Origin of the sequence: Methylobacterium sp. P1-11 (assembly GCF_008329595.1) — a bacterium.
Classification (GTDB): Bacteria; Pseudomonadota; Alphaproteobacteria; order Rhizobiales; family Beijerinckiaceae; genus Methylobacterium.
On sequence record NZ_NPKS01000069.1, the window covers coordinates 1 to 13,678 of the forward strand.

Here is a 13,678-nt window from a genome sequence, read left to right on the forward strand (position 1 = left end):
GTCCCGTGCACCTGGTCCCACGGCGACGACCTCGCCCTCCTGCGGCTTCTCCTTGACCGTATCGGGGATGATGATGCCGCCCTTGGTCTTTTCCTCGCCCTCGATGCGACGGAGCACCACGCGGTCGTGCAGCGGACGGAATTGCATTGTGAGATCCTGATCGTTCCCAAGCGAGATCCAACCGACATGGCAGGCGCTGTCGCGGGAGGAGTAGCGGCGAAGAAACATATGACCGCCCGATCGGAGCATCGTTAGCACTCGCTGCGTAGAAGTGCTAATTTCATGCCTGAATGTCGAGGGGCGCATTTTTGAGGCTGGGGTGATGCGCCTCCGCCGCCTCAATCCGGACACGGCAGCTTTGTCAGTTCGTCTTGGGGCAGCTCGGATCAACCTGCGTATCGACACGACCTTCCGCGTCATTGGGTATGTCCAAGCGGGACAGTGCCGTGGAACGGTCCTCGCGTTCCCTCGGGCTTCGATGCGAGCCTGATGCAGTGGGCTGGCCAGGCGCGTGATGGCATGTCATGGGCAGGTCGGTGACCGATCATCCCACCGCCTCCCAACCCCTGTCGCTTGCAAGCCTGGGTTGGTCCAATTTCTTCGAAGACCAGCGTGAACCCCACGAGGCTGATTTCGCCCCGATGCGGATTGCTGCGATCCACCGCTCTCGTCTGACTGGCCTATGGCAGGCCGGATTGGTCGAGTTGACGCTGGCCGTTCATGCCAACACGGGCGACTTCACGGTTGGCGATTGGGTGCTCGCCGACCCCCAGAAACAGACACTGCATCGCCGTCTCAGCCGCAGGACGGTGATGGAGCGACGCACGGAAGGCAGCAGAACGCTTCAAGCCGCTGCGGCTAATGTCGACACTCTGTTCATCGTCACCTCCTGCAACTCCGACTTCAATCCCGCGCGCCTGGAGCGCTATTTGGCGCTCGCTAATCAAGGCGGCACAACCCCGGTGATCTTGCTCACCAAGGCCGACACAACCGCCGATTTGAGAGCCTACGAGCGCCAAGCGTCCCAGTTGCAACGCGGGCTCGAGGTTGTGACCGTCAATCCCCGTCTCTCGACGGCTGCAGACATGCTCGCGCCGTGGTGCGGCGTGGGGCGGACCGTGGCACTGGTCGGCTCCTCTGGTGTCGGCAAATCAACTCTGGTGAACACGCTGGTCGGTCCAAGTCAGGCACTTGCCCAGCAGACCGGAGGGATTCGCGAGCACGATGCGAAGGGACGCCACACGACCACATCGCGATCGTTGCATGCCATCGCCGGTGGTGGCTGGGTCATCGACACGCCGGGAATGCGAACGCTGCACGTCAGTGGCGCCGCGGAAGGGATCGACACCCTTTTTGCCGAGATTCTCGAACTCGCGCCCTTGTGCCGATACCGTGACTGTACTCACGCCCACGAACCCGGTTGCGCCGTGCTGGCCGCTGTCACCGAAGGCGAGATCGAACCTGAGCGGTTAATCCGGTGGCGCAAGCTCTTCGATGAGAACCGGGACAACACGCCGACATCCGTTGGGCCACGCGGTCGTCAGCGTACCCACAGGTAGGCTCCGCAATTACATCCGGCAGGTTCGGACGCTTTGAAGCAATGCGTGCATCATTTGTCGCGACAGGGTCGGGCCAGTAGCCAAATATCCGGTTCGCCGTCCTATCAGCTCCGAAGCGGACCGGCGGCTCTCGGCCAGAATACGTCGCGCCAGATCGCCATCGCGCGCAGAACCGGACGTTCGGCTTGCCGCCGATTTTGTTGAAAAACTCGGAGTCCGAATTTCAGGCTTCATTCATGGTGGCACTCCGGAGACTATTCTTCTCTTATCGCTGGCGCGATCCCACTAACGCTGCGAGTTTGAGTCAACGCGATAGCAGGACCTTCTACGTCTGCAGCATTCCGCAGTGCTGCTTCGGCCCAGTCCCGAGTTTTTCAACGAAATCCGCCCATCCCGGTCATTCGAAGCAAAAGCGCGGGATCCCCAAAGCGGACGCGAAGGCCTTAGTCGTCTGCCATGGCTGTTCGCGCGCAAAACGCGAATTCGCTGGAGCACTGCGCCCCAGGCAGATCGAGGATCGCAAGCACCTTCTGTATCGGTCTGGCCGCTTCCTCACTGGACTGCTACTAGCGTCGGCGAAGGCTTTGGCCCGGAGCTCGGCCCTATCTGCGGTCCAAGAGCCGCCTTCCGGCTATCAAGGGCGTGCCTCGCATGTGAGAGCGCGGTCGAGAACGCCGACAGCCGCTCGGCTCCGACAACCCCTGGCTGTCTGCCAAGCACGGACGAGGCGATCGTCTGGGTTTCACGCTCAAGCGCTTCCAATGCGAGCCGCTCGGCGCCGGGCGCCTCATCCGCGATCTCGACGAGCCTCCTGATCGGCCGCCAATCCTCGTCGCATCGCCGCCGGCTCCAGTAGCTCGAAACCAGCGCGAACACCGATCCCATGATGCTGGTGCCGATACCGATCACGTAGAAGTACTGCTGGAACTGATCGAGGAAGCTCTGGTCCCCGCCGCTTAGGTAGGCCGCCACACCGGGATGAACCGGCAGGATGGGGCTCTTGTCGTCAGGATCAGGGGCTTCGATCTGGTTGGCCAGCGGTGTTGCGGCCATGAGCTTGGTTTTCGTGGTCAGGATTGAACGCGCGATGGCAGCCGCCACGACGTTGGTCATCAGCTCCGAAGCGGCGAGGCGATAGGTAACGGCGAGGGTCGAGACGGTGTCGCTCGGCGTGGCTGGTCGGGCTCGAAACGCGCCAACAGGAACGTCGATCGACTCGAAGCCGGGGAAGCGTTTGCCAATGGCCTCCGCATCGTCGATCGCCAGGATCCCGGGAGTCCCCTTTGTCGCACGCGCGAGGGCGGCAACGACGTCCACGACCTCACCCGGCGCCATAGGACCGACCGCGAGCGCCGCCTCGATCCTCTTCTCCTGCACGGCCTGCCCGAGCTCTGCCACAGGTAGGAAGACCCGATGCACGTCCTTTGCGGGGATGTTGAAGAAGCTCAGAAGTGCGTCGAGAGCCTGGGCATTGTTCACCTGGACCGGGCCAGCCACGATCCCGACCGTCTTGCCTGCCAAGCCTGCCACGGAGCTGATCTTACTGTGGGGCGGCAGAACCAGGGTCACCACATCCCGGCGCAGAATTACAATGGTCTGAGCGTTCGATGGCGCTGCCGCATCGCTGCGCACGATGGCCAGATCCGTCCGGCCGTCTTCCAGGGTCTTGGCGCCCGCAGCGAGGTCGGGAACCTGCACGAGTTCCAGGTGAACGCGGGGATGCTGGATCGCGGACACGGAGACGAACGCTGCCATGAACCGCTGAAGAGCACCGCCCTGCGGACCAGTGGTCACCCGCAGATTGGCATGCGGCGACCAAAAGTGCGCCAGCGCGAACCCGGCGGCGAGCAGGAGCAGCACTCCGACGACAGTGAGGAGGCGACGCTGTCGTCTGTGGCGCGGCTTGCGGGTTGTGGGGGGGGCCGGACCTTTCAGCTCAGGCTGAAGATCGATGGGTGTGGCGTTCGATATCATCGCAGCCCTCCCGCCGTTTCGGTCTCACGATGCTGGTAATCCCGCCAGTGCAGGTTCGTGCATTCGCGCCAAGTGCTCGTGGTCACACGCGCACCCCCCAATTCGGCTACGCATAAGCTCCACCTGCTCGGCACTCGGGCTCAGTCCTGGCTTCAAGCCAGCTCCTTCACGCCGTTCCTCTCGATTGCTCCGGCTGGAAGCCGATTCGCCAGCCTCTCCTATGCAGCGCGATACTGCTGAGCTTGCATGGTTCAAAGACGCTAGCTGGAGAAAGTAATCGTTTATATCACTCTCGCCAGTATCACAATTGACAGTTTGGATCACTGCGCGTACCCTAAAACAGTATGCAGGATGCGAATCGCCAAATTGGCATTCCAATGTTTGTAAGATTTTTTTGTTCGCGAAACTTCAAGTTCGGCGCGTCGTTGGAGTAGTTGCGCCAAAGAAATTTCGCAGGCCGGTATCGAATTAAGAGATGGTAGCCGCTGTTCCGGGCCGACTTCGATCATGAGGGAGGCATGCCATGAGACACATCACTGCCCTACGTCATAATTTTATTCTGCTCACGCTTCTTGCCGGCCTCGTCACCCTATCCGCAAGTCCGGCGAGCGCATTCGTCTGCGCCCGCGGCTTTTACCGGGCCGGCTGCATCGGACCTTGGGGTGGGGTCGCCGTACAGCGAGGCTTCTATGGCCCACGTGCGGTCGTCTACACGCGCAGCTTCCGCCGCTGGTAGCCCACAATCTGAGGAGCGGTGATCCTCCAGGCCACTGTCTGGCCACGTGCCATGCTGGAGGCATGATAACTTGCAGGGTCACTCCATGGCGGTCCGGCTGAGCAGGCCAGTTCCAGGAGGCAGGCATGGATGTCAGCAGACGGATCTTCGCAGTGGGAACCGCCACGATCCCTTTCGTCGGCATGAGCCGGCGCTCGGCATGGGCACAGAGCACGGCTCAGGATGCGCCAATCATCAGCAACAAGGTGCCGGCCGATCCGCTGGAGCTGGCTACGGACGCCTACATCTATGGCTACCCGCTCGTCACCATGGAGATGACCCGGCGCGTGCTCACTAACGTCGCCGCGGCTGAGGGCAAGAACGCCCCTATGGGCCAGTTCGCTAATCTACGCGAATATCCAGATGCGAAGTTCCGTGCAGTCACTGCACCCAACGCGGACACGCTCTACTCCAGCGCCTTCATCGATGTCGGGACCGAGCCGCACATTCTCAGTCTCCCGGAGGAGGACGGCCGTTACTACCTCATGCCGATGCTGAGCGCCTGGACGAATGTCTTCGCCGTGCCGGGCAAGCGCACGACTGGGACTGGGCCGCAGACCTATTTCATCGCCGGACCCGGCTGGAGCGGCAGCGTGCCGTCCGGCGCCAAGCTGATCCAGGCGCCGACCAACCTGATCTGGATCCTCGGCCGGACCTACTGCACGGGCACGCCCGAAGACTACAGGGCCGTGCATGCGCTTCAGGACCAGTACCGGCTCGTCCCGGCGAGCGCGGCCGGCAAGCCGTACACGCCGCCTCCAGGCCGGATCGATCCAAGCATCGACACGAAGACGGCCGTGCGTGAGCAGGTCAACCGCATGGATGCGACGACCTACTTCAACCTGCTTGCCACCCTGATGAAGGACAACCCACCGGCGCTCGCTGATGGAGTTCCGGTGGCTAAGATGGCCTCGCTCGGCGTCGTTCCTGGTCACTCCTTCAATCCGGCGAGCCAGTCGCCCGCGATCCGGGAGGCGATCGATCGCGCGCCGAGGGAGGCCATCACTCGCATCATGGGCCACCTCAAAACGGCGGGCGCGAACGTGAACGGCTGGACTTTCACCACCAATGGCGGCGATTACGGCAAGGACTACCTGCAGCGCGCGCTCGTCACGGCGGTGGGGCTTGGCTGCAATCTGCCGCAGGATGCGGTCTATCCGCTGACGACGGTTGATGCTGCGGGCCGGCGCCTGTCCGGGGCCTCGAAGTACGTGATGCGGTTCCCAGCCGGCGAACTTCCGCCTGTCGACGGTTTCTGGTCGCTGACGATGTATGATGCGGACTACTTCTTCGTCGAGAACCCACTCAACCGCTACACGGTGAGCCCGCGCGACGACCTCAAGGCCAACCCGGACGGATCAATCGATCTCCTGATCCAGCACGAGAGCCCCGGAGCGGAGCGCGAGTCGAACTGGCTTCCGGCCCCGGCCGGCGCTTTCATCCTGATGCTGCGCACCTACTGGCCGCAGGACGCCCTTCTGAGTGGTTCCTGGGCGCCGCCGCCAGTCAACCGAAGCTCCAGCGCCACCCTTTAGGATGCCTGACGGAATCCGTCCGGGTCAGGTGACGGGCGTCAGAACTTGGTGACGATCGCCTTTGGCTCGGGCGTGGACTTCGGTGGCGCAACCCAGAGCGGTGCCGAGATGGTCAGGTATGTCGCTGTGCCTTGGAAGCGGTTCTTGACGTCGAACTCGCGGTAAACCCTGACGTTCGTCGAGATCGGAATCTCGCCAGCGTGAAAGGTGTAGCCGATCTGGCCGCCTAAAGACACGACACGGCCCTTGAAGGAGCCGATCTTGTCGCCCGACCCACTGTCGCCCGTAAGCTGGTCGTAGAAATAGCCGACGAGACCCACCGACAAGTCCTTGCTCAGGTACTTCGATGCCGACCACTCGAGGTGGAACTCGGTACCGGTGAGGTAGTGTGTTGCAGGGTTGATCCAGTTGAACGTGATGCCAGGCACGACCGAGAGTTCGTAGCCCAGCGCCGGGTCGAGATAGGTGAGCGCGCCGCTGAGATCGAGGGCCGGGCGATTCAGCGCAATGTTGGACAACTGGCCATTCTCGAACGAACCGGAGGGCACAACGCCGAGCACCGTCGCAGTCCAATGGAAATTGCCGGAATGCCAGCCCACGAAAGAGGCCAGATAGATGTCGCCGACGTTGAAGATGGCATCGTGCTCCCGCCCGGCGATGATGCGGTCGATGCGGGGCGACGACAGCACCGCTGCGGCGGCGACGTCGGGCGTGCCGAACGGAATGGTGATAGAGAAGCCGAGATTGCCGCCCAGGATCTCGACCGGCGTGACCCAAATCGGCGATGCAAAATTGGCGCTGAAATCAATCTTGACGTTTGCGGCTACGACGCCGCCGCCCTGGAACACACGGTTCCTTCCAAAATCGCCTTGATAGAAGTAGGTTTCGCTCTCGAAATAGAAGCCGGGCGGCGGAATCACCCCGGCGAGCGCGCCGCGATTGCCGAGTATGTAGATGCCCTGCGCATATTCAGCCGCCTGGACCCGCTCGGTTGCGACAAAGGACAGGGCGCCTAGCAAAGCTGCCGCAGCACATTGGCCGACCGCTCGGTCGTTTCGCATCGCGTCAGCTCCCAATATTCGAAGCGCGGAGTCACTTGATTGTAAAGCAAAATTGGCATAGCATAGATTTTCTATCAAGCGCCCGTGCGCGCCGATGGCCTTATATACTAGCGACTGATGTAAATTTGATACAATGATTGCTACGGAAAACGGTCCTATACAGTAAATACGGTACGTTCTGTGGCAGTATCGCGACGGAAAAGGACGATTTAGAAAATCAGTACAAGGCCTGCTGAGTTGGATCCCGTGATGCGATTCGAAGTACCTCGTAGGTGGGGTGTGCTGAATGAGCCGTGTCTGTCCACTTTGATCAAGCAGGAGACCATATCTTCTTCATGATGGCAGTGGCTTCGGCAGGATTCGCTCGAAAGCTGTAGATTCTAAGGATTTCAGGCGCGGTTTTGGCATTCGCGATGGTGGCCATGGACGCCAAAGCAGTCTGATCGTCCCGCCGATGTATCAAGCGCTTTCCGCGGCATAGTCCCAGGGAGAGGCGAAAGATGTTCAAGCCATCGTGCCTGCTGTTCCTGCTATTTCTTGCTGCAACGGCGGTCAAAGCCGAGGAGGTGCCGCGCTTCAACCTCAAGGCAATCTGCGGCGAGGCACCTTCGCTCGGTCAGAGCGCCCAAGCTACCGATAAGGGCTGCATACATGACGAGACCCTGGCGCGCGCACAGCTTGAACAGCAATGGCCGGGCTTCAAAGCGAACCGTCGAAGCGCATGCGTTCAGGAGGTGAGCATTGGTGGGCCACCAAGCTATGTTGCGTTATTGACCTGTCTGCAAATGTAACATTGTCATAATTTTGATGAATCGATGCTTCTTGCGCCCTGCTGCATCAGCGCGATGGCCGTCGTGTCAGTTATGTTATGAAGAAGATTTAATGAACTAAGTTTAGGATAAAAAATGTCAGGCGCTACTTTCTTCGCGTTTAGGCGACTCAGTCCCGAGCTGTCGCACAAGACGCATGGGATGATTTGGATTCCCAGCGGAACGTTCCGTATGGGATCGGATGACCATTATCCTGAAGAAGCGCCAGCACACTGCGTCAGCGTAGACGGCTTCTGGATCGATGAGGCACCCGTCACCAACCGGCTCTTCAAGGCGTTTGTTCGCGCGACCGGCTATCGAACGGTAGCGGAAAGCCTTCCGGAGCCGAAGGACTATCCGGGAGCGCAGCCGAACATGCTCTACGCTGGCTCACTCACCTTCTATCCGCCGCGTGAGCCCGGCGACAGGCGCGACTGGACTCGATGGTGGATTTTTCTGCGGGGTGCGAACTGGCGGCATCCCTACGGTCCCGGCAGTTCGATCAAGGGCCTCGACGATCATCCTGTCGTGCACGTCGCGCTACGCGACGCCGAGGCTTACGCTGTGTGGGCGGGCAAAGCTCTTCCGACCGAGGCTGAATGGGAGTTCGCGGCCCGCGGTGGTCGCGATGGTGCCGAATACGCGTGGGGCGAAGAATTTATGCCTGCTGGGCGCCTAATGGCCAACACGTGGCAAGGCGATTTCCCTCACCTCAACACCGCCCCGGACGCCTCTAAGCGCACGACCCCAGTCGGCTCGTTCCCCCCGAACGGCTACGGTCTGGTCGACATGATCGGCAATGTCTGGGAGTGGACCTCCGATTGGTACGGGCCGACGCATCCGGTTGATGCCTCGAAGGCCTGCTGTGTTCTTCGGAACCCACATGGCGGGCGTGAGGAGGACAGCTTCGACCCACGCAATCCGCAGGTCCCAATCCCCTGCAAGGTCGTGAAGGGCGGCTCCCACCTGTGCGCGCCGAACTACTGCCGCCGCTATCGGCCGGCGGCGCGGCACGCGCAGCCCGTCGATACCTCCATGAGCCACGTCGGCTTCAGGTGTGTCCTGAGAGAGAGGGGTCAGTCATGACGCACGATGGCGCGCACCATGCGGATCGAACGAGCTCCGCGCCAGAATGCCCACTTAGTCGCCGCAACATGCTCCTAGCCGGCACTTCGCTCTTGGCGGTCGCCGGACTGACATTGAAAGCAACGGGGACCGCTCGCGCTCAGCAGCTGACAACGCCGACGGGGCAGAAGCCGAACATCATCGTCATCATGGGCGATGACATCGGCATCTGGAACATCGGGGCCTACCATCGCGGCATGATGGCGGGACGGACCCCTCACCTCGACCGACTGGCCTCCGAGGGCATGCTGTTTACCGACTACTACGCCGAGGCGAGCTGCACGGCCGGGCGCGCGGCCTTCATCACCGGCGAGCTGCCGATCCGCACCGGCATGACTACGGTTGGCCAGGCCGGCGCCCCCATCGGCTTGCCCGCGCAGGCTGTCACCATCGCCACCGTGTTGAAAGGCATAGGCTACGCCACCGGGCAATTCGGCAAGAACCACCTGGGGGACAAGAACGAGTTCCTGCCCACGGTGCACGGCTTCGACGAGTTCTTCGGCTATCTCTACCATCTCGACGCGATGGAAGACCCGGCCCACCCCGGCTACCCGCAGGAGCTGCTGGGTCAGGTCGGCCCGCGCAACATGATCCATTCTTGGGCGACGAACGTGGCTGATCCCACCGACGACCCGCGCTGGGGCATCGTCGGCAAGCAGAGGATCGAGGACGCCGGACCCCTCTATCCCAAACGGATGGAGACGGTGGACGACGAGATCCGCGACTTGGCGCTCGGCTTCATCGACCGGGCCAAGGCCGACGGCAAGCCCTTCTTCGTGTGGCTCAATCCGACCCGGATGCACGTCACCACCCACCTGTCACCGCAATATCAAGCCCTGCGCAATTCCAAGAACGGCTGGACCATCCATGAGGCCGGCATGGCGCAGCTCGACGATGTCGTCGGGGCGGTGATGAAGAAGCTGGCCGACCTGGGAGTGGACGACAACACCATCGTTGTCTTTACCACCGACAACGGCACTGAGGTTTTTACTTGGCCGGATGGCGGACAAACCCCGTTCGCGCAGTCGAAGGGCACGGTTATGGAGGGCGGCTTCCGGGCGCCGGCGATGATTCGTTGGCCCGGCAAAGTGCCCGCTGGGCAGGTCCAGAACGGCGTCATTTCCGGCCTCGACTGGTTCCCGACCTTAGTCGCCGCAGCCGGCAACGCCGACATTGGTGAAGAACTGAAACGAGGCAAAAAGATCGGCGACGAGAATTATAAGGTACACCTTGACGGCTATAACCAGATGGATCTGATCACCGGCAAGGGGCCGTCGAAGCGTAATGAGATATGGTATTTCGGCGAAAGCGAACTCGGAGCAGTGAGGATCGGAGATTATAAATATCGCTTCATTGACCAGCCTGCGGGTTGGCTTGGCGATAAGACGAAACCCGATGTGCCATACATTACGAATCTGCGGCTCGATCCTTTTGAGCGCACAGGCTGGCCCGACAGTGGCACTAAGGCTGGCACACAAAATTACATGAACTGGTTTCTCTACGAGTTCTGGCGCTTCACCTTCGTCCAGCAGGAAGTGGAGAAGCTTGCGATGACGGCCATTGAGTTCCCGCCGATGCAGAAGGGCGCGAGCTTCAACCTGGAAGCGGTCAAGGCCAAGATCCAGGCAGCCAGGGCGGCGATGGCGAAATGATGACGACTCACCGCCCCAAGCCGAATTTGCCCGACAGCTGACGAACGGCCGCTTCGGAGAAGCGGCGACAGCGGCCCAGACGATTGGCATGGGTCGCTCGAGGACCATCTGCTTTTCCGGCTGACCGTCTCCGAAGCGGACCGGCCGCTTTCGGCCACGTCCTGCCTGCGCTGTTAGCCCTCGGAGGGCGTTCAGGGGGGATCTGCGACCGCCCACGCCGGGGCGAAAGGTTGTCAAGGCAGTCTCTAAGAATAGGGTTTATGGGCTCTGAGAGCCTCTGTGATCACTCATCGACGACGGCGCATCGGTGATGTCGTCCATGACAAGCTGGTTCAAGGCACAGATGAACGAAGACAGCCGGTAGCCGTCGTGGCGCGAGAGTGCGTTGTCAAAAGCCCGGACATTCCAGAAAGGGTCGTTGGGACGGGTGATCGGCGCAATGCCGGTCAACTGAAGGCCGTGCAGGAAGCGTGCGGCCGGCCCCCTTTCGCCGGAGCCGCCAGGCAGGAGGTCGGCGCTGTCCCAAGAGTTGCCGCGCCGGGCGGCGCGCGCCATTCGGGCTCGGGTCAGCCAGTGGTCGGAGCGTGGGCAGTCAAGGGCGGCATCAGCGAGTGTGGCATAGGGATGGTGCCGCTCGAGACCAGATACATCAAGCCCGAGCAGTTCGTGAGTCGTGCCGAAGGGCGCAGCCGAAGGCTGGGCATCGGCGAGCACGCCAGCCGCTGGCCGCGGCGGGTCGAGATTGCCGATGGTGTGCGAATCCTCGCACGCGGTGTTCTGGAACGGGAAGGTTGCAGCAAGTAGCGACAGGGTGCGTAGCGGTAGGGTTAGAAATCCGGCTCCGAGGCCGACGGGCGGCGGGGGGCTACAGCTTTCGCCACGAGGCTGGCGGCCCTCGAACCTTGCCGCCACCCGGTCGAGATAGCCCGCCGCCGGGCGGAAATCGAACTTGAAGGTCGGGAACAGGTCGTGTGTCGCCCAGTCGTAGTCGACGCCCGCATCGAACATGCTGTCGGTCGCCGAGAGTCGGCCCCGGATTTTCCGGCGGGCGGCAGCGAAGGCGTCGTCGACATCGAGGCCGATCCACGCGCAGTCCCCAGGGCGGAGGCCACCCGCCGGGAAGGCGAGAGCCGCCGTCACCGACATCAGGATCGGCCGCTGATCGGACGGAAAGTAGCCGTCATCGCGCTCGACCTCTGAAGCTGGCGTGTGTGCGTCGGCATAATCCGCCAGCTTCAACCAGACTTCGCGCTGGATCGCCGTCCATTTGCTCGCTTCGGAGGCGGGGTTGATCAGGACTACGAGATTGCCAAGGACCGGCGGCAGCGTCTCGCCGAACCGGTGGCGGCGCACCGCCTTGACCATGTCGTCCTTGAGTCCGCTCGCAAGCATGTTGCCGCCGAGGCTGTGTCCGGCGACGATCAGCTTGTTGTGCGTGCCCGGCGCGCTGAGCGTCGACTCGAGCGTGCGGAGGGCTGAGATCGCCGCGGGCGCGATGGCCTCGCTCACCGGCTTCCGATCGAACAGGGTTGCGCCGGCCGACAGGTTTCCGAAAAATCCACCGATCGTATCACCGAACCAGAGCCGCAGGCCGCGCTCGTCGACCCGCGCTCCGCGCCAGCCGACATAGATCGCCGTGACGTCCATGTCGCAGATGCTGGGGTCGCTCTGGCAGCGCTGCGCCAGGAAGCGAGCGGCGTGGGCCGCATAAAGGCGCAGGTCCGCCACGTTGCCGTCGCCGATCCGCGCGTCGTGCCGCCAGCCGTGGACGAACGCAATCACGTAGTGTGACCCGGTCGAAAGATGCTTTTTCAGGGCATCAAGCTGAGTGATGACGGGCTTGACCATCGTGGCCGGCACGCCCTTGGCCCGCATCTCAGCGTCCATGGCGTGGCGAAGCATCGCGCTGTCGATGGCCGTGTCGCTCGCTCCTTCACGAGCGACCAGCGCGTAAGGTTCGCCATCCTCTTGGAACTCGATGAAGCCGAGGTGGTAGGCGACGTCGTGCCCTCCGGCATCGCGGGCCGGGACGCGGTGACGCTGCAGGGCGCAGCGCAGCCGCGTCGCCCAGCGCGCATCCGTGGCGATCGCCGCATCCTCGTCGTTGCTGGCATCGACCCAACCGTCGCCCTCGACCGGCCTCGTCGTCATCAGTACCTCGCGCCCGGTATCGGCCAGGATCGTCCAACCCTTGGCGAGCCCGTCGCGGCATTCGGCAAGACTCGGGTCGAGGTTGCGATAGGCGTGCGCCTTGTCGGTCGGGAGCACGACGTAGTTCAGGAACAGGATGCCGAGCGCCGCGAGGAGGAGCGCGCCGGCAATCCGGGCGGCGGTACGTGAGGCGTACGAGACCCCACGAACGAGCCTGAAGGCTGCCCGGTACACGGCGTGCCGCTGCTTGCCCTGCGACGTTACCCGTCCGACGCTCATCGTGCCCGCATCCTAATCGTCGGCACCAAAAGTCGCCGTATTGGTCGGAATGCATACGATGTCATCGCGAGTTCTGTCCGCCCTACCGCCCTTCGGTCACCTTCGGTTCACTGTTACGGCGTGGGCGACGACGCTCAGTCCCGGTAACTGCCAGGCCAAGGCCTGCGAAGTCCCGTCGACCGAACCGAAATGGATCCATCATGATGCGCGTAATTCTGCCGGCTGTCTCTCTCCTCGCCGGCACGGGCGTGGCCACGGCTTCCTTGTCGAGTCCCATCGGCGCCTCGGGGCACGATTTCATCGTCACGCCGTTCGAGCCGATGCAGCTCATGGTCGCGATGGCGACCGACAAGATCACCGGCAAGCAGTTCAACGTCACCAGAATGCCGGACAGTCACTTGATGGTGGTGCCCTTCGACCAGATGGCGACGATGCCAGAGATCGACTGCAAGAGCCTGATGCCGATCAAGGGGGGAGGCTGAGCGATCGAACGCACTCTCAATGTCTGGCCGGAGGATTCAGCGGCATAGCCAGTGCGACTAAGTTGGGTCGGTAGGAGCCTGTCGGCTTTTGCGACGGGACTACTCCGAAGCGGACCGGCGGCTCTCGGCCAAACTACCTCACTTTGGCGCGCCAACGCGTGCATAACCGGACATTCGGTGGAGTGCACCCTGTTTGACCGGACAGGCAGCGGGGTGGGTTTAGGCAGTCCGGCAGAGGTACTCTCGGGGCGAGAGCATGCGCAGGCCGGAGTGCGG

At 62.3% G+C, this 13,678-nt stretch carries 10 protein-coding genes; 6 read left to right on the top strand and 4 right to left on the bottom strand.

All coding sequences use genetic code 11. The features are described from left to right. Positions 1-147, bottom strand: a 147-nt coding sequence (locus CIW48_RS32425; RefSeq protein WP_149314447.1) for a co-chaperone GroES, incomplete at its 3' end; no start/stop codon positions are given. A gap of 377 nt (positions 148-524) precedes the next feature. On the opposite strand from CIW48_RS32425, the gene rsgA reads away from it, so the two are divergent. After that, on the top strand, positions 525-1,559 hold the full coding sequence (gene rsgA / locus CIW48_RS32430) for a ribosome small subunit-dependent GTPase A (RefSeq protein ID WP_149314448.1): 1,035 nt from the start codon (positions 525-527) through the stop codon (positions 1,557-1,559). 552 nt (positions 1,560-2,111) lie between these two features. Here the strand turns inward: rsgA and CIW48_RS32435 are convergent. Then, positions 2,112-3,533, bottom strand: a complete 1,422-nt coding sequence (locus CIW48_RS32435; protein ID WP_246695522.1) for a TAXI family TRAP transporter solute-binding subunit — start codon at positions 3,531-3,533, stop codon at positions 2,112-2,114. Positions 3,534-4,394: 861 nt separating this feature from the next. Here CIW48_RS32435 and CIW48_RS32445 point away from each other — a divergent pair. Further along, positions 4,395-5,843, top strand: coding sequence for a DUF1254 domain-containing protein (locus CIW48_RS32445; protein ID WP_149314450.1), 1,449 nt, complete (start codon positions 4,395-4,397; stop codon positions 5,841-5,843). Between the two features lie 38 nt (positions 5,844-5,881). On the opposite strand, the gene CIW48_RS32450 is transcribed toward CIW48_RS32445, so the two are convergent. Then, the gene (locus tag CIW48_RS32450) at positions 5,882-6,904 is read right to left on the bottom strand and encodes a transporter (RefSeq protein WP_149314451.1); all 1,023 of its coding nucleotides are present in this window, start codon (positions 6,902-6,904) and stop codon (positions 5,882-5,884) included. A gap of 500 nt (positions 6,905-7,404) precedes the next feature. Between CIW48_RS32450 and CIW48_RS32455 the strand changes: the two genes are divergently transcribed. The 3 genes from CIW48_RS32455 to CIW48_RS32465 all read left to right on the top strand — a co-directional run bounded on the left by CIW48_RS32455 (position 7,405) and on the right by CIW48_RS32465 (position 10,490). Further along, positions 7,405-7,695, top strand: a complete 291-nt coding sequence (locus CIW48_RS32455) for a hypothetical protein (RefSeq protein WP_149314452.1) — start codon at positions 7,405-7,407, stop codon at positions 7,693-7,695. Between the two features lie 180 nt (positions 7,696-7,875). After that, a complete protein-coding gene (locus tag CIW48_RS32460; RefSeq protein WP_149314453.1) occupies positions 7,876-8,799 on the top strand; it encodes a formylglycine-generating enzyme family protein in 924 nt (307 codons plus the stop codon). Then, on the top strand, positions 8,796-10,490 hold the full coding sequence (locus tag CIW48_RS32465; RefSeq protein ID WP_197739412.1) for an arylsulfatase: 1,695 nt from the start codon (positions 8,796-8,798) through the stop codon (positions 10,488-10,490). Before CIW48_RS32460 ends, CIW48_RS32465 begins: the two co-directional genes overlap by 4 nt. A 258-nt stretch (positions 10,491-10,748) precedes the next feature. Here the strand turns inward: CIW48_RS32465 and CIW48_RS32470 are convergent, their stop codons facing one another. After that, entirely contained in the window at positions 10,749-12,920 is a 2,172-nt protein-coding gene (locus CIW48_RS32470; protein ID WP_149314454.1) for a hypothetical protein, read from the bottom strand. Positions 12,921-13,120: 200 nt separating this feature from the next. On the opposite strand from CIW48_RS32470, the gene CIW48_RS32475 reads away from it, so the two are divergent. Further along, the gene (locus CIW48_RS32475; protein ID WP_149314455.1) at positions 13,121-13,402 is read left to right on the top strand and encodes a hypothetical protein; all 282 of its coding nucleotides are present in this window, start codon (positions 13,121-13,123) and stop codon (positions 13,400-13,402) included. Positions 13,403-13,678 lie beyond the last annotated feature (276 nt).

Coding starts and splice junctions, on each gene's coding strand:
- rsgA (WP_149314448.1), top strand. CDS start 525: ATGGGCAGGTCGGTGACCGATCATCCCACCGCCTCCCAACCCCTGTCG.
- CIW48_RS32435 (WP_246695522.1), bottom strand. CDS start 3,533: ATGATATCGAACGCCACACCCATCGATCTTCAGCCTGAGCTGAAAGGT.
- CIW48_RS32445 (WP_149314450.1), top strand. CDS start 4,395: ATGGATGTCAGCAGACGGATCTTCGCAGTGGGAACCGCCACGATCCCT.
- CIW48_RS32450 (WP_149314451.1), bottom strand. CDS start 6,904: ATGCGAAACGACCGAGCGGTCGGCCAATGTGCTGCGGCAGCTTTGCTA.
- CIW48_RS32455 (WP_149314452.1), top strand. CDS start 7,405: ATGTTCAAGCCATCGTGCCTGCTGTTCCTGCTATTTCTTGCTGCAACG.
- CIW48_RS32460 (WP_149314453.1), top strand. CDS start 7,876: ATGATTTGGATTCCCAGCGGAACGTTCCGTATGGGATCGGATGACCAT.
- CIW48_RS32465 (WP_197739412.1), top strand. CDS start 8,796: ATGACGCACGATGGCGCGCACCATGCGGATCGAACGAGCTCCGCGCCA.
- CIW48_RS32470 (WP_149314454.1), bottom strand. CDS start 12,920: ATGAGCGTCGGACGGGTAACGTCGCAGGGCAAGCAGCGGCACGCCGTG.
- CIW48_RS32475 (WP_149314455.1), top strand. CDS start 13,121: ATGATGCGCGTAATTCTGCCGGCTGTCTCTCTCCTCGCCGGCACGGGC.